The organism is Burkholderia sp. AU15512, assembly GCF_002223325.1.
In the GTDB taxonomy this organism is placed as follows: Bacteria; Pseudomonadota; Gammaproteobacteria; order Burkholderiales; family Burkholderiaceae; genus Burkholderia.
The window spans coordinates 2,538,209-2,553,172 of the sequence record NZ_NKEX01000006.1 but is presented as its reverse complement, the minus strand read 5'-3'; the positions used below and the strand labels follow the sequence as shown (position 1 = coordinate 2,553,172).

Annotated in this window: 14 protein-coding genes; 4 read left to right on the top strand and 10 right to left on the bottom strand. The window is 66.8% G+C overall.

What is annotated here, in order from left to right; genetic code table 11:
• The first annotated feature begins 8 nt into the window (after positions 1-8).
• Positions 9-725: a hypothetical protein gene (locus CFB43_RS30850; RefSeq protein ID WP_089497866.1), complete on the top strand. Its 717-nt coding sequence runs from the start codon at positions 9-11 to the stop codon at positions 723-725.
• An 88-nt stretch (positions 726-813) separates the two neighbouring features.
• Here CFB43_RS30850 and CFB43_RS30845 read toward each other — a convergent pair whose 3' ends face one another.
• The 6 genes from CFB43_RS30845 to CFB43_RS30820 all read right to left on the bottom strand — a co-directional run bounded on the left by CFB43_RS30845 (position 814) and on the right by CFB43_RS30820 (position 9,506).
• Positions 814-2,178: an acetate kinase gene (locus tag CFB43_RS30845; RefSeq protein ID WP_089497865.1), complete on the bottom strand. Its 1,365-nt coding sequence runs from the start codon at positions 2,176-2,178 to the stop codon at positions 814-816.
• 279 nt (positions 2,179-2,457) lie between these two features.
• Positions 2,458-4,125, bottom strand: a complete 1,668-nt coding sequence (locus CFB43_RS30840; RefSeq protein WP_089497864.1) for a GMC family oxidoreductase — start codon at positions 4,123-4,125, stop codon at positions 2,458-2,460.
• A gap of 15 nt (positions 4,126-4,140) precedes the next feature.
• Positions 4,141-5,358 (bottom strand): mandelate racemase/muconate lactonizing enzyme family protein, encoded by a 1,218-nt coding sequence (locus CFB43_RS30835; protein WP_089497863.1) that lies wholly within the window; start codon positions 5,356-5,358, stop codon positions 4,141-4,143.
• Entirely contained in the window at positions 5,355-6,686 is a 1,332-nt protein-coding gene (locus CFB43_RS30830; protein WP_179254926.1) for an MFS transporter, read from the bottom strand. The genes CFB43_RS30835 and CFB43_RS30830 overlap by 4 nt, the downstream gene beginning before the upstream one ends.
• A gap of 133 nt (positions 6,687-6,819) precedes the next feature.
• Entirely contained in the window at positions 6,820-8,244 is a 1,425-nt protein-coding gene (gene aldA, locus CFB43_RS30825) for an aldehyde dehydrogenase (protein WP_089497861.1), read from the bottom strand.
• Between the two features lie 323 nt (positions 8,245-8,567).
• Positions 8,568-9,506, bottom strand: coding sequence for a LysR substrate-binding domain-containing protein (locus tag CFB43_RS30820; protein WP_011356424.1), 939 nt, complete (start codon positions 9,504-9,506; stop codon positions 8,568-8,570).
• A 212-nt stretch (positions 9,507-9,718) separates the two neighbouring features.
• On the opposite strand from CFB43_RS30820, the gene CFB43_RS30815 reads away from it, so the two are divergent.
• On the top strand, positions 9,719-10,594 hold the full coding sequence (locus tag CFB43_RS30815) for a LysR substrate-binding domain-containing protein (RefSeq protein WP_089497860.1): 876 nt from the start codon (positions 9,719-9,721) through the stop codon (positions 10,592-10,594).
• 164 nt (positions 10,595-10,758) lie between these two features.
• On the opposite strand, the gene CFB43_RS38095 is transcribed toward CFB43_RS30815, so the two are convergent.
• From CFB43_RS38095 to CFB43_RS30805, 3 genes are all read right to left on the bottom strand, one after another.
• Positions 10,759-11,100, bottom strand: coding sequence for a hypothetical protein (locus CFB43_RS38095; RefSeq protein ID WP_144023133.1), 342 nt, complete (start codon positions 11,098-11,100; stop codon positions 10,759-10,761).
• On the bottom strand, positions 11,097-11,867 hold the full coding sequence (locus CFB43_RS30810) for a hypothetical protein (protein WP_256990139.1): 771 nt from the start codon (positions 11,865-11,867) through the stop codon (positions 11,097-11,099). Before CFB43_RS30810 ends, CFB43_RS38095 begins: the two co-directional genes overlap by 4 nt.
• Positions 11,868-11,930: 63 nt before the next feature.
• On the bottom strand, positions 11,931-12,650 hold the full coding sequence (locus CFB43_RS30805; RefSeq protein ID WP_089497858.1) for a hypothetical protein: 720 nt from the start codon (positions 12,648-12,650) through the stop codon (positions 11,931-11,933).
• 229 nt (positions 12,651-12,879) lie between these two features.
• Here CFB43_RS30805 and CFB43_RS30800 point away from each other — a divergent pair, with 229 nt between their 5' ends.
• Together CFB43_RS30800 and CFB43_RS30795 are read left to right on the top strand one after the other, a co-directional pair.
• The gene (locus CFB43_RS30800) at positions 12,880-13,137 is read left to right on the top strand and encodes a type II toxin-antitoxin system ParD family antitoxin (RefSeq protein WP_089457468.1); all 258 of its coding nucleotides are present in this window, start codon (positions 12,880-12,882) and stop codon (positions 13,135-13,137) included.
• 2 nt (positions 13,138-13,139) lie between these two features.
• The gene (locus CFB43_RS30795) at positions 13,140-13,433 is read left to right on the top strand and encodes a type II toxin-antitoxin system RelE/ParE family toxin (protein ID WP_089497857.1); all 294 of its coding nucleotides are present in this window, start codon (positions 13,140-13,142) and stop codon (positions 13,431-13,433) included.
• Positions 13,434-13,589: 156 nt separating this feature from the next.
• Here the strand turns inward: CFB43_RS30795 and CFB43_RS30790 are convergent, their stop codons facing one another.
• Positions 13,590-14,924, bottom strand: coding sequence for an MFS transporter (locus CFB43_RS30790; protein WP_256990161.1), 1,335 nt, complete (start codon positions 14,922-14,924; stop codon positions 13,590-13,592).
• Positions 14,925-14,964: the final 40 nt, after the last annotated feature.

The following is a 14,964-nucleotide window of genomic DNA, read 5'->3' as shown; positions in this document are numbered from 1 at the left end:
GGATCGTCATGAGATCCGAGACCAGGAAGATCGCCGGCATCGCCGCGATGGTGTGCGGCGGGGCGACGTGCGTGAGTGCGGCGGCGGTGCAGGACGGCGCGCCGACCGCGACGGTCGAGCCTGTCGCGCAGGCGAGCAGCGTCGTGTCGGCAGCCGCCGCGAACGCGGGCGTCGATACGGCGCCTGCCGAGTCGGGGGCCGGGGGCATGCCGATCCTGCGTGCCGGGCCGCTCGCGATGGCGGAGTGCGCGGCCGGGCCACCGGCCCCGGAACCGGAGTCGGGCGGCGCGCAACAACGAAACTGGGCGGCAACCGGTGCGATCGCGCTCGGCGACGCGCGCCTCGATGCGATGCGCGGCGGCTTCGATATGCCCAGCGGCCTGAAGATTTCGTTCGGCGTGTCGCGTGTCGCGTTCGTGAACGGCACGCTGGTGACGACGACCAGCTTCAACATCCCGGACATCAGTCATATCACCGCGCAACAGGCGCAGGCGCTGGCGGCCGCGAACGCGGGCGCGTTGATCCAGGTGGGCGCGGGCAACGCCGCGCAGCCCGCCGCGCTGCCGGCGCTGACCGGCGCGGTGATCCAGAACACGTTGAGCAACCAGCAAATCCAGGCGCTGACGACGATCAACACGACCGTCAACACACTGGCGACGTTCAAGAACCTGAACGTGATGTCGACGCTGAACCATGCGCTGCTCGGCGCGTTGCCGGGACGATGAGGTTCGGCGAGCGCTTGATGATCGGCGGAGGAGCGGGTCATGGCACGCGGGGGCCGGCGTGCGGCCCGCCGTCGGTGCATGTCGGCGATCAGAATGCAATCGGCACGCGCAGCGTCATGACCACGTCCGGCGTGTCGCGCGTGAGGCCCGCGCCGATCGAAAGATTCAGCGTGGTCTTCGGCGACAGACGGTACGAGTAACCGAGGAGCAGTGAACCGAGGATCACGCGCACCGAGCTTGGAATCGTCTGGCCGTTCTGTTTCGTGGGCAGCACGATGCTCTGGTCGTAGCCGAGGCTCACCGACGCTTTCTCGTTCAGCGCGAGGCCCATGCCGATGTTGAAACCCCAGATGTCGCCGGGTTGCAATTTTCCGATGAAATCCTTCTGCCCGTCGCGAATCGTGAGGCTGAGATTGTCGCGGCTGAAGCTGTGCAGATAGCTCAGGTTGCCGAAGAACACCACCGGGTCGGACGGAAAGAGCCAGGTGAGGCCCGGCTGGATCGCGTAGAAGCCCGAGCCCGTCGGCTGCTCGAGCGGCAGGCCGGTGCCGGTGGCATTGCCGACGCAGCGCGTGACGCAGTCGGTGACGACGTCGAACGGGCTCTTGCCGGTGGCGGTCTTGAAGCGCAGCCAGCCGATGTAATAGAACTTGTCGGGGCCGCCGGTATTGAACTGGTAGCGCAGCGTCATTTCGACGTCGCCGAGTCCTTTGCCGTGGCTGTTGAATGCGTTGTCCTGGGCGGAACCGGTGAAGATCTCGCGGCTGATCGTGTCGTTCGTCGAGTACACGTAGGGGACGCGGACTTCGACTTCCATCCGGTTGGTGATCCCGTAGCGCACCGCGACCGCGCCGGTCAGTGTGGTCGTCTTGACTTCGCGCACGTCGACCAGGCCGATCAGCAGCGCGGGGATGATCGTGTAGCCGACGAGTGCGACGCGGTTCGACGACGAATAGTTGAACTGGAACGACGGCTCGACGACGAACTTGTGCTTCGGCGTCAGCACGCCGGGCTGATCGAAGATCGGCGCGACGGGCGGCGGTGCGGTTTCCGCCACCGGCGCCTGGCCGATCGGCTGGCTTGGTGGCGCGGCGGATCCGGCCGCGGATGGCACGTTGCCTGCCGTGCCGGGTGCGCCGCCCGGGGCGCCGGTATCGGCCGGCGGCGCCGCGTCGCCGGAGCCGCCGGCCTCACCGGGGCCCGCACCGCGCCGGGCCGCGAGTTCGCGGTCGTCCAGCGCCCGGCTCAGGCGCGACAGATGGGCTTCTTCGTCGGCCAGTTGGCGCTTGAGCGCGCTCAGTTCCTGCAGATGACGATCGACTTCGTGGCGCAGTGCGGAAATGTTCTCCTGGGTCGACTGGGCGTCCAGCGACTGCGCCTGCGCCTGGGCCTGAAAGAGCAGCACGCTTGCATACGTGATGGCACGGATGCAGCGAAATGGCATGCGTTTCACGGCGCGTCTCCCCCATCGGGCCTGCGGTTCCCCCCCCCCGGGGCACATCGCCGGCAGGCCGGCGCGTGCGTTGCCCTGGATCGCTTCGCGTCGCGTCAGGCTACGCGTTTGCCGAACGCGCGTCACATCGCACGCGAGCCACCCGTTTCTCGGGGACTTTCGTCAAAACCGAATGCACGTTTCGCGCCTGTGCACACGGGCCGCGCGGCCTGTTCATGGCAGTGTTTTCCCGTGTGCCGGCGGGCGTTGTCCCGAGCGGACGAGGCAGGGGGCGGCGCGTCAGTGCGGGACGGTTTCGCGGGTGTGCGCCGGCGCGCCGGCGGTTTCCGTGCGTTGCGCGTCGGCCAGGATCAGGTCCGCGCCTTTCTCCGCGACCATCATCGTCGGCGCGTTGATGTTGCCCGACGTGATGTTCGGGAACACCGACGCATCGACGATCCGCAGCGCCTGCAGCCCGTGCACGCGCAGCGATGCATCGACCACCGACGTCGCCGCGTCCGGCCCCATCGCGCACGAGCCGCACAGGTGATAGATCGAACCCGACTGCTCGCGGAAGTACTGCAGCATCGCTTCGTCGGAATCGACCTGCGGCCCCGGCGAGATTTCCTCGACGGTCATCGACTTCAGCGCCGGTGCGCGCATCAGCGCACGGATCACCTTGCTGCCCTGCACGGCCTCGTCGAGATCCTTCTGCGTGGTGAGCGCGTTGATGTGGATCTTCGCGGCATCTTCCGCGCGGTTCGACGCGATCTCGATCGTGCCGCGGCTCGTCGGCCGGCACGGGTTGAACGCGATCAGGAAACCCGAATAAGGCTCGGGCTTGATGCTCGCGCGATCGCTCTTCGGGATCCGGTACGACAACGGGTTGAAGTAGAGCTGGAGGTTCGGCTCCGGCGTATCGTCCGTGCCGCGGAAGAAGCCGCCCGCCTGGTTCACGCTCATCGCGAGCGGGCCGCGCTTCGTCAGCAGGTAGCGCAAGCCGATCTTCATCTTGCCGATGAGCGTGCCCATCTCGTCGTTCAGCGTCGGCCGGTTCGCCTTGAAGTAGAAGCTCACGCACAGGTGGTCCTGCAGGTTGCGGCCGACGGCCGGCAGTGCATGCACGAGCGGCACGCGCCGGCGCGCGAGCAGCGACGGATCGCCGACGCCCGACAGTTGCAGCAGCTTCGGCGTATCGACCGCGCCGGCCGCGAGGATCACCTCGCGCGCGGCGACGAGCGTCTCGTCGCCGTGTTCGCCCGCGACGACCACGCCGGTCGCGCGCGTGCCGTCGAACGTCACGCGCCGCACGAGCACGCCCGAGCGCAGCGTGAGGTTCGCGCGGCCCAGCGCGGGGCGCAGGTACGCGAAGCTGCTGGAGCAGCGCTCGCCGTTTTTCGTGTTCAGGTCGTAGATGCCCGCGCCTTCGAACCGCGCGCCGTTGAAATCGTCGGTGCGCGGCAGGTTCAGTTGCCCGCAGCCCTTCAGGAATTCGTGGACGATCGGATGCACGTCGGCCTTCATCGACGTGATGTGGATCGGCCCGGTCGCGCCATGATGCTGTGGATCGGTCGCGCCGGCCGCGTGGGTTTCGAGCTTGCGGAAGTACGGCAGCACGTCGTCGTACGCCCAGCCCGGGTTGCCGGCGTTCGCCCAGTCGTCGTAGTCGCTGCGCTGGCCGCGCACGTAGACCATCGCGTTGATCGAGCCCGATCCGCCGACCACCTTGCCGCGCGGGCAGTACAGCTTGCGGTCGGCGAGCTGTGCCTCGGGCTCGCTGTAGTACATCCAGTTGTAGCGGCGGTTGTAGTAGGTCTTCGTGAAGCCGACCGGCACCTTGAACCAGAACGACGCGTCGCGCTCGCCCGCTTCGAGCAGCAGCACCGAGTGCCGGCCCGATTCGCTCAGGCGGTTCGCGAGGATGCAGCCGGCCGAGCCCGCGCCGACGATGATGTAGTCGTAGCTCATGTGTGTCCTTTGCGCTCAGCCCTTCGCGGGCGCGAGATCCTTCACGTCGACCGGGTGCTCGCCCATCTGCAGGTGAAGCCGTTCGCCGGTGTACGGCATGTGGCGCTTCACGACGTCCATGTCGAGCTCGATGCCGAGGCCCGGTTCGCTCGACGGGATGATGTAGCCGTCTTCCCAGCGGATCGGCGTCTTCACGACTTCCGCGTGGAAACCGCCCCACGTCATGATGCTTTCCTGGATCAGGAAGTTCGGCGTGCAGGTCGCGAGCTGGATGCTCGCGGCCGCGCCCACCGGGCCGTTGTACAGGTGCGGCGCGATCTGCGCGTAGTGCACTTCGGCGAGCGTCGCGATTTTCTTCGCCTCGAGCAGGCCGCCCACGCGCGCGACGTTCAATTGCAGGATCGACGCGCCGCCCGCCTGCAGCAGCTTGTGGAATTCGTACTTGGTCGTCAGGCGCTCGCCGGTCGCGATCGGAATCGACGTGTGCTTCGCGACTTGCGCGATCGCTTCTTCCTGGCCGGGAGGGACCGGCTCCTCGAACCACAGCGGGTCGTATTTCTCGAGCCGCTTCGCGAGCCGGATCGCCGACGACGGCACCATCTGCCCGTGCGTGCCGAACAGCAGATCGGCCTTGCTGCCGACGGCTTCGCGCACGCGGCGGCAGAACAGTTCGCAGCGATCGAGTACTTCCAGCGACAGTTGATGGCCCGAGTAAGCCGTGTACGGGCCGGCCGGGTCGAACTTGACGGCCGTGAAGCCGAGCTTCACGTTCTCCGCCGCGCATTCGGCGGCGAGATCGGGATCGTCGTAGTCGTATTCGCCCTTCGCGTTCTTCGGGTACAGGTACGTGTACGAGCGCAGCCGCTCGTGGATTTTCCCGCCGAGCAGTTCGTACACGGGCTTGCCGGCGGCCTTGCCGATGATGTCCCAACATGCCATCTCGAGGCCGCTGACGACGCCCATCATCGTGAGATCGGGCCGCTGCGTGAAGCCGCTCGAGTAAGCCTGGCGGAACAGCCGTTCGACGTGGTGCGGATCGCGGTTGAGCAGATGGCGTTCGAACACGTCGTCGATGATCGGGGCCATCGCCTTCGGGCCGAACGTCGCCGAATAGATCTCGCCGACGCCTTCGATGCCGTCGTCCGTCTTCAGCTTCACGAAGATCCAGTACATCCCGCCGACATGCGGCGGCGGCACGGCGACGATATGGGTTTCGAGCGAAACGATCTTCATGCGGACTCCTGGATGCGATTGAGGCGGTACTTGAGGAATGCGGCGGCGCCCGCGCCGCAGAGCGCGATGGTCGCGATATAGCCGAAATAGAGCTGGTAGCCGTGCGCGCCCGGGTAGGTCTGCGTCACGTAGCCGTTGATCAGCGGCACGAACACGTCGGGCGAATAGCCGAGCACCGAGATCAGGCCGATCGCGAGGCCCGCGCAATGCGTCGGCACCTTGCAGTCGTCGAGCAGCGACCAGTACAGGCCGCGGATCGCGTAGGTGAGGATGCCGATGAACAGCACGAGCACGACGAGCATCGCCTGCGGGCTGTGTGCCGGTGCGGCGATCAGCCCGACGAGCGACAGCGCGGCGAGCACCAGCGCCCAGAACAGCACGGACACCTTCGATACGCGGTCGCCGAGGAAGCCGCCGCCGATGCCGCCGATGGGGCGCATCCACAGCTTGAGCGTCGTGATGAAGCCGGCCGCCGTCGCGCTGAGCCCGAAGTTGCCTTCGTGCAGGTACGCCGAGAAGCTGTAGGTTGCCCAGAACACCTGGTAGCCGCAGAACACGATCGCGGCGACGAGCCACAGTTCGGGGATCGCCGCGAGCGTCTTCAGGTCGGTCAGCACGTTGCCCCGGGGGCGCTTCGCGGCCGCGGCACGGTCGCGCGTGTTCGACGGATCCTTCACCAGCGCGAGCAACACGCCGAGCGCGATGCAGAAGAACGCGTACAGGTGAACGACGAGCTTGAAGCCGGCAGCGTCGGTGCCGCCGCGTGCCTGCGTGACGTACGCGAACAGCGTGATCGCGATCGTGGCGAGCAGTGCCTCGACGAGGCCGCGGCCGCCGTCGAGCAGGCCGAAGAAGCGGCCCTGTTCGTCGGGGCCCGCGATCATGTTCACGCGCTTGATCACGGCCGCCCAGAACGTGAGGCCGGTGGTCAGCCCCCAGCCGCCGAAGATCAGCACCAGCAGGTCGAACGACGGCCCGGTCGCGTAGACGAGCCCGAGCGTGCCGGTGGCGAGCAGCGAGAAGCAGATCAGCCAGCGCGGCGACAGGCGGTCGGCCAGCCAGCCGCTCGGCAAATAGCTGATCAGGAAGATCGTGCCGAGCGACGAATACAGGTAGCCGAGCTGGACGTCGTCGATACGGAAGAACTGCAGCATCGTCGGCTGGTACACCTGCCGCAGATACAGCATCGGGTAGATCGCGCCCGCGGCGATCACGAGCAGCAGCAGTTGCAGGTAGCGTTGCGCGCGGGAATGCTGCGACGCGTGGGCGTCGAGCGCTTGGTCCTGCAACGCGAGCGACGCAGCGGGTGTCGACGGTTGGGTCGGCATGATGTCTTCCTCCATCAGGCGTCCTTAAGGCGGAGGCCTGCAGATTTTTTATGTTCTGGTTGGGTCAGGGGCGGCGCGCGCGACGTGGTGTCTGGGGGCGCGCGCCGGCAACGGTGCGTTTGGCGTGGCGACGTCAGTACTTCATGACGACGAGGCGCGTCTGCGTGAATTCGAGCATGCCGTGCTTGCCGTCGTCGCCGCCGAGGCCCGAGCGCTTCCAGCCGGCGTGGAAGCCCTGGTACGGATCGGCCGGCGTGCGGTTCACGTACAGCTCGCCGGCTTCGATCGCGTTCGCGACGGTCATCGCGGTGCGGTAGCGCTCGGTGTAGAGCACCGACGACAGGCCGAACTGGTGGTCGTTCGCGAACCCGATCGCTTCGTCGATCGTCGTGTAGCGCAGCACGGGCATGATCGGGCCGAAGGTTTCCTCCTGCACGATCTCCATGTCCTGCCGCACGCCGGTGAGCAGCGTGGCCGGGTAGAAGAAGCCGGGGCCGGCCGGAATCGCACCGCCGGTTTCGAGCGTCGCGCCGGCTGCGATCGCGCGTTCGACCATCCCGTGGATGTGCGCGCGCGCCGATGCGCTGACGAGCGGGCCCATCCGCGACGCGTCTTCCGCACGGTCGCCGATGCGCACGGCCGCCATCTTCTCCTTCAGCAGCGCGACGAAGCGGTCGTGCACGCTGTCGTGCACGTACACGCGCTCGATCGCCGTGCAGAGCTGGCCGCAATGGGTCGTCTTCGATGCGACGAGTGCGGCGGCGGCGCGTTCGAGGTCGGCGTCGGGCTCGATGATCGCGGGCGTCTTGCCGCCGAGTTCGAGCGACGGCTTCGCGATGTTCGCCTTGCAGTAGTCGAGCACCTTGCGGCCCGCGTTCACGCTGCCGGTCAGCGTGATCATGCCGACGGCCGGATGCGTGCACAGCGCTTCGGCCGTCGCGTGATCCATCGTCAGGATGTTGACGACGCCCGGCGGGAAGCCCGCATCGTCGGCGGCTTTCGCGATCTCGAACGCGGACACCGGCGTGTGGTTGCTCGGCCGCACGACCACGGTGTTGCCGGCGATCAGCGCGGGCGCGACCTTGCGCAGCAGCGTGTAGACCGGGTAGTTGAACGGGATCAGGCACGCGACGACGCCGATCGGCTCGCGCTGCAGGAACAGGTTCTCGTCGGGCGTGTCGCTCGGGATGATCTCGCCCTCGATCCGGCGCGCCCACTCGGCGTGGTAGCGCGTGATCTGGCCCGCGTAGACGGCTTCGTTCGACGCATCCTCGACGCTCTTGCCGGATTCCTGCGCGAGCGCCGCGCCGATCTCGGGCGCGCGTGCGGTCAGTGCGTCGGCGAAGCGGTGCAGGTACGCGGCGCGTTCGGCGCTCGGCAGCGTGCGCCACGCCTTCTGCGCGGCGGCCGCGGCGTCGACGGCGGCGAGCGCGTCGGCGGGTGTCGCGGCCGGCACGCGCGCGAACGGCGCTTCGGTGGCGGGATTGTGGACGACGATGAACGTGTCGCTTTCCGGGGCGACGAAACGGCCGTTCACGTAGTTGCGTTCGGTGCGCATGAAGTGACTCCTCCGATGAATGCAGGCGGATCGCTTCGAGTGGCGACACGCGTGGCACGGGATAGCGGCCATTCTGTTCATGCGTTTAGCGCACGACAAACGACTTATTTTCGCGTCGAGCATGAGAAAAGCGCACGTTACTCGGCGAATCGGCCGGAGTCGCCCGTCCGGCAAGGCTGCCGTGGCGTGGGCCTGGAATGGAGCGGGCGGAGGGCTGTCGTATTTTCCGACTGGTCCGAGTGCGGACTGACGCGGGAGGCGGTAAGGTGTCGCCCGCGGTGGAGGGTCGAGAGCTGTCGAGCGTGGTTGGGGCGGGTCGCGCGCTAGGCCAGCGGCACTTGCGGCAGCGGCGACGACGGTTCGAGATGGCGCTTCGCGAGCCACACTTCCTGCTGCAGCCAGTCGCGGAACTGGACGATGTGCGGCAGGTTCGTCTGCTCGGGCCGCGTGACGAACCAGTACGACTGGTGGCCGTCGACGTGCACGTTGAGCACCTGCATCAGCTGCCCGGTCGCGAGTTCGCGCGCGACCATGTGGCGGTCCGCGATCGTGATGCCGAGGCCGTCGATCGCCGCGCGGATCGCATGGTCGAGCAGGTCGAATTCGTAGCCGCCGCGCGTGTCGACGTCGGCGATGCCGGCCGCTTTCAGCCAGTGCTGCCAGGTCAGGTAGCGCTGGTCGTCGGTGGCGAGCACGTGCAGCAGCGTGAAGCGGTTCAGGTCGATCGGCGCGCCGTCCTGTCGCAGCCGCGCATACAGCGCGGGCGCGCAGACGGCGATATGCTGCTCCTGCATCAGCAGTGCGTTGTCGAAGCCGTCCCATTCGCCGTCGCCGAACCGGATCGCGCAGTCGAGCACGCGCGATTCGCCGAGGCTGTCGTGGATGCGGGTCGTGAGGCTCAGCTCGAATTCGGGATGCGCGTCGCGCAGCCGGCCGAGGCGCGGCATCAGCCAGCGCGCGGCGAAGGTGGGCGGCACGTTCGCGCGCAGGCGGTTCAGGTGGGTTTTTTCCTGCAGGCTGCGCACGGTCAGCTCGATCTTGTCGAACGACTGCTGCAGCGCGCGCAGCAGCACGCGGCCGGCCGCGGTCAGTTCGAGCTGGTGATGGCGGCGCTCGAGCAGGGTTTCGCCGAGCTGGCCCTCGAGCTGGCGAACCTGGCGGCTCACCGCGCTCTGCGTCACGTTGAGCAGCTCGGCCGCGCGCGTGAAGCTGCCGGTGCGGCCGGCCATCTCGAAGGCTTTCAGCGCATTCAGCGCCGGCATCTTGCGTCTCACGGGGCGGTGTCGTGTTGGGTGCGGGATGCTTATTGTAGGCGGGTGGCGCGGGCGCGGCGACGCTGAATGGCGGCGACCGCGGGCGCGGGGGTTTATGGGATGGCGGCTCGCGTGCCTTGTCGTGACAAGGCTGCCCGCAGGCGGGCCGGCGGTGCCGGCCGGCAACGATACGAACGATACGAACGAAGGGGACACACATCATGCGACGCCTGCCATCGTTGATCGCACTGCGATTTTTCGAGGAGACCGCGCGTCACCTGAGCTTCAACCGCGCGGCGGTTTCGCTGTGCGTGACGCAGGGGGCGGTGAGCCGGCAGATCCGGCTGCTCGAGGAAGCGCTCGGCGCGCGGCTGTTCGAGCGCGATCACAAGGGTGTGCGCCTGACCGATGCCGGCCAGCGGTTGCTGCCGTTCATCGGGCAGGCGTTCGACACGATCGAACGGGGCGTCGGCGAAATCGCCGCCACGCGGCCGGGCGCGAAGCGGCGGCTGACGGTGTCGCTGCCGCCGACGTTCGCGACGCAGTGGTTTTCGCCGCGGCTCGGCACGCTCGCGGAGGCGCTGCCCGACGTCGAGCTGTCGATCCGCACGGAGCCGGATGACGATTGCCATTGCCACATCCGCTTCGGGCGCGCGGCGCGCGCCGGGATGCAGTCGGAGCTGCTGATGATGGAGCGGCACGCGCTCGTCGGCGCGCCGCGCTATCGCGGCGATGCGCTCGACGTGCTGCTCGGCCGGTTGCCGTCGCTGCATGTGCTGCACGAAGGCAAGCGCCTGACGCTGTGGGCCGACTGGTGCGCGCAGGCGGGCGTGCCGCCGGCGCGAATCGGCGACGGCATCGAGTTTTCGACGCTCGAACAGGCGATCCGCGCGGCGCGCAAGGGCGCGGGGCTCGCGGTGGTCGACCTCAACATGATCGAGGAGGAGATCGGCGAGGGCAGCCTCGTGCGGCTGTCGCCGGTGCAGCCGATCGGGCCGTTCGGGTACTGGCTCGATGTCGAGCCGGAGAGCGTGGCGGTCGAGCCGGTGGTCGCGTTTGCCGCGTGGTTGCGGGAGCAGGCGGGGAGAAGGGGGTAGGGGGCCTCGTTGCTGAGACGCGGCTGATCTTTCTGTGGAAACAATCGGATCAGTCCGCGCCGGTCGTGTCGTGTTTCTGCCTTCCGTCTGTGTCAAAGATCGTTACCAAGGGGGAGATCGGTACGATCGTTGTGGGCGCGGGATGTGTGGTTGTGTTCAGCCGATCACAGATCGGGTGCGTGTCCGAAATGCATGAGTGTTTCCCTGCGTGCCATGGCTTCTGCTTCGGCATCCGAGATGATCGGCAACTGGCACTTCGAGGGATCGATGCGCCCCACGTTGAAGACGGCTCGTTTCGGCGGGGACGCGGATGTGACGGCGGCCCGTGCGTCGTGTTCAATGGCAGATTTGCGCATGACCCGAGCCAGGCTGTGATTGAGTTCGCGCGTGACGACTGCATCAAGGAGGCGGCGGGCTTCCGAGAGGCGAACGGGACGATGTTCACTCGTCGGGCGACCACGGCGCGTGATCCGGAACCCTGCGATCGGCGTGTGCTTTGCGTTCATTCGTAAATCCCCTTTTCGATCAAGTAATTCTGCAACGTCTGCACGGATCTTCCGTGCGGCGTAACGTCGAAAGTCATCCAGCGATGTGATCCTGCGATGCGCCAGAAATCTCGCCCGAATCGCGTTGCGTAGAGTGCGTGCAGCGATCGAAGCGACCCGTCGGCCAGACCGACCGGGTCGCTCTGGAAATACTGGAACAGGGCTGCTTCGTCGCTTTGCTGGTCGGGAATGGGCGCATCGAAACCGAGCCGAGGCCAGGCGTAGTACCCAAACAGTCGACGTCCGCCGGGTTTTGGCGCTGCCTTGCGGCCACCCGCTGCCAATGCGTTGATGCGGGTGATTCCCAGCGTATCGCACGCTCTGACGATCCGCCACAGCATGGCTGCTCCGAGGCCGGCGATAGCGCTATCAGCCAGATCGATTGTCTTGAGTTCGATTGCGAACGTGTCCGATTCTCGAAAGACGGCGATGCGATTCTCCGATCGGATCAATGTCGGGTGCGTGACGGCGAACGTCAGCCTGTCCGCGCTGTCGAGATAGGCCTGGATTTCCGATCCGGCCGGCGCGCCGCACAACGCAACGAGCAGTTCGTCGGGGACGCTGCCGCTCACCCCGAGCAACGCGGAAATATCGAGGTCGTTTCGATCGACCGAGAGCCGATCATCGAAGTACGTCGTCTCGTACGGCAGGACGTGACCGAGATCGACAGTTTGAGCGGGCATGGCTTCCGGCAATGAATGGAAAGCCCCCAGCATATCGGCGCTCATCCGGCGGGCAGAGTCCGCCAAACGGCCAATCACGAAGCGGCGCGACCGCCCGTCCCGCCCGCCCTACGACCAGTCGAACGTCAGCAGTGCCACGCGGCTGGCCGGCTCGTAAAACAGGAGAATCGAGTCCGCGCCCATCGCGCGGTATTCCCAGCCGGTGACGCGGGCGACGAAGCGAAAGCGCGCACCGTCGGGGCCAATCGGCCGGATGTCGTCGGGATTGCGGTCGTCGACCGGAAAATCCGACGCGCCCGACCAGTTGCCCCAGCCGACCGATCCGCCGAGCTGGTCGATCAGGTTGCACGGCTTTTCCTGGCTGAAATCGCGCTCGTCCGGCGCGTACTGGTTGGACGAGTAAAGCACGCCGTATTCGGCGAACCGCTTGCGCGCGGTTTCGATGCTGGCCTGCTGCTCGGCGTAGTGCGCCTCCAGTTCCGCGCGATAGCCCGCGTCGTGCGCGCCGGGCGGGTTTTCCAGATAGAAGTAGCGCGGGTCGCCGAGCAGCGTGTAGCGGTTGTTCTCGTCGAGCCGGAACCCGATCCAGTTCGCGCGCAGATAGTCATTGTGATACGCGGCCGTGTCCTGCCCGACGAGCCCGTCGTACGGCTCGACGGGGCTGAGCAGGTGGATCCAGCCCTCCCACGACGGATTGACCGTCGACAGGTCGATCGATATCAGCGGATGCAGGTGGCGCGCGAGTGCGGCGTTGGACTCGGCAAAGACGTCGGCGTCTGGCGGGTAGACCTTCAGGCCAGGTTGTGGCGTGACGATGTCTTCAATCATGATCGCTGCTCGCACGGTGAGGTCCGGTAAGGCTACACGAGTGCGCACGAAAACCGGATGAAGGTCCGGCGCCAGAGCAGCCTGCCTGAAGCGCGTCCCGTTCCGTTCATCCGCCACGATCGGCACCACTAAAGCATTCGTGCCGATCTTTTGGAGACCCTCTTCTTGATAACTGTTGATAAACTGGATACGCTCGACGGATCGAATTCAATCCGGTCGGGAGGTCGACATGATCAGTGCAGAACTCGGGCAGCAACTGGAGGCTTACGTCGCGAAGCTGGTCGAATCGGGGCGCTACGGATCCAAGAGCGAAGTGCTTCGGGAAGGTGTACGCCTCATCCAGGATCGCGAGGCACAGCTGAACGCGCTGGACGCGGTGATCGCGCGCAGCCTGTCCGATGCGGAAGCCGGACACAGCGCCGACGCAGCGGAAGTCTTCGATCGTCTCGAGGCGAAGTATCGGGCCCAGGCGGATCGGCAGGCCTGACCGTGCGCCTGTCCGATTTTGCGATTGCCGAACTCGAAGCTGTCGCCGATTACATTGCACGCGACAACCCGCAACGCGCCGTGACGTTCGTGCGGGAGATTCGCGATCAATGCCTGAGCCTGGCCGCGATGCCGCTGGCGTTTCCGCTGGTGCCGCGCTACGAGCGTCACGGCGTGCGGCACCGCGTGTACGGCAACTACCAGATCTTCTATCGGGTCGTCGGCGATCCGCCTGCGCGGATCGACATTCTTCACGTCCTGCACGGTGCGCGGGACTACGCATCGATCCTGTTCTGAGCGAACGTGCGCATCGCATCCGAAATGAGCGAACCCGGCCGCGGCCGGGTTCGTTCGAATCGAGCGCAGCATCGCCGCGGCGTATCAGCGGCTTGTCGACACGAAAGCCTCGATCGAGCACGATGAAGCAGGCGGCCACACAACCTGCCGCCCTCATCAATGCCCCGACGCCTCCTCCAGCGTCAGGTGCTTCGTCTCCGGCGCCCACGCGATCGACACGATCATCCCCACCAGCAGCACGCCCGCGAGCGCGAACATCGTCGCGTGAAAGCCGAGCGTCGCGATGCCGACCGGCAGCAGGAACGTGCCGATCGCCGAACCGAGCCGGCTGCACGCGATCGCGAGCCCCACGCCGCTCGTGCGCACTTCGGTCGGGAAGCACTCGGGCGGGAACACGCCGACGAGGTTGCTGAACGCCGACATCGTCAGCGTGAAGATCGCGAACGCGACGATCATCGCGACGGCCGCCGACGACGGCAGCACCGCCAGCGCGACGAGCGACGCGCACGTCACCGCGAACGAGCCGATCAGGAAGCCGCGCCGCGACAGCCGGATCGTCAGCCAGATGCCGATCAGCGCGCCGAGCACCAGGAAGCCGTTCAGCAGCAGGTCCGCGCCGAAACCTTCGGCGAGGCCGATCGTCTTCAGGATCGTCGGCAGGAACGTGTAGATCGCGAAATACGGAATCACGAGGCACACGAAAAACGCGCAGTTGAACATCGTGCGGCGGATCAGGTCACGCTGGAACAGCCGCGCGAAGCCGCCATGCGCATGCGGCTCGGTCGAACCGTCGAGCATCACGTGCGGCCCGAAATGCTTCGCGACGATCGCACGTGCTTCCTTCTCCCGGCCCTTGCCGAGCAGCCAGCGCGGCGATTCGGGCGTGCCGATCCGCAGCACCAGCACGATCAGCGCGGGCAACGCCGCCGACGCGAGCAGCCAGCGCCATGCATCCGGCGTGGCGTCGCTGTACGCGAGGCCGAGCACGTTCGCGGCGACATAGCCGATCGTCCAGATCACGCTGAACGAACCGAGCAGCGCGCCGCGATGCTTGCGCGGCGAGAATTCGGCGAGGATCGCGTGACCGACCGTGAAGTCGCCGCCCATCCCGAAGCCGATCAGCACGCGCAGCACACACAGTTCGAGGGGCGACGTGACGAAGCATTGCGCGAACGCGGCCGCCGTGATGATCACGAAGCTCGTCAGGAAGATCTTCTGCCGGCCCATCCGGTCGGACAGCCAGCCGAACACGAGGCTGCCGAAGAAGATGCCGATCAGCGCGGAGCTGCCGATCATCCCCATCCAGAACGCGTCGATCGGCATCTGCCTGCCGAGCGCGGCGAGCGCATAGCCGATCGTGCCGAGCGTGTAGCCCTCGGTGAAATGCGCGCCGAACGTCAGGCCGGCGATCTTCACGTGGAAGCGGTTGAGCGGCACGTCGTCGAGCGCGACGGGGCGGTGCGGCGCATCGGCGTCACGCGACAGCGGCAACGCGCGTGCGGTACCGGATTGAACGTTGGCTTGAGTCAAG

What these genes read in the sequence shown, in the direction of transcription:
- CFB43_RS30850 (WP_089497866.1), top strand. Translation starts at nt 9, where the DNA reads ATGAGATCCGAGACCAGGAAGATCGCCGGCATCGCCGCGATGGTGTGC.
- CFB43_RS30840 (WP_089497864.1), bottom strand. Translation starts at nt 4,125, where the DNA reads ATGAGCTACGACTACATCATCGTCGGCGCGGGCTCGGCCGGCTGCATC.
- CFB43_RS30835 (WP_089497863.1), bottom strand. Translation starts at nt 5,358, where the DNA reads ATGAAGATCGTTTCGCTCGAAACCCATATCGTCGCCGTGCCGCCGCCG.
- CFB43_RS30830 (WP_179254926.1), bottom strand. Translation starts at nt 6,686, where the DNA reads ATGCCGACCCAACCGTCGACACCCGCTGCGTCGCTCGCGTTGCAGGAC.
- aldA (WP_089497861.1), bottom strand. Translation starts at nt 8,244, where the DNA reads ATGCGCACCGAACGCAACTACGTGAACGGCCGTTTCGTCGCCCCGGAA.
- CFB43_RS30820 (WP_011356424.1), bottom strand. Translation starts at nt 9,506, where the DNA reads ATGCCGGCGCTGAATGCGCTGAAAGCCTTCGAGATGGCCGGCCGCACC.
- CFB43_RS30815 (WP_089497860.1), top strand. Translation starts at nt 9,719, where the DNA reads ATGCGACGCCTGCCATCGTTGATCGCACTGCGATTTTTCGAGGAGACC.
- CFB43_RS38095 (WP_144023133.1), bottom strand. Translation starts at nt 11,100, where the DNA reads ATGAACGCAAAGCACACGCCGATCGCAGGGTTCCGGATCACGCGCCGT.
- CFB43_RS30810 (WP_256990139.1), bottom strand. Translation starts at nt 11,867, where the DNA reads ATGAGCGCCGATATGCTGGGGGCTTTCCATTCATTGCCGGAAGCCATG.
- CFB43_RS30805 (WP_089497858.1), bottom strand. Translation starts at nt 12,650, where the DNA reads ATGATTGAAGACATCGTCACGCCACAACCTGGCCTGAAGGTCTACCCG.
- CFB43_RS30800 (WP_089457468.1), top strand. Translation starts at nt 12,880, where the DNA reads ATGATCAGTGCAGAACTCGGGCAGCAACTGGAGGCTTACGTCGCGAAG.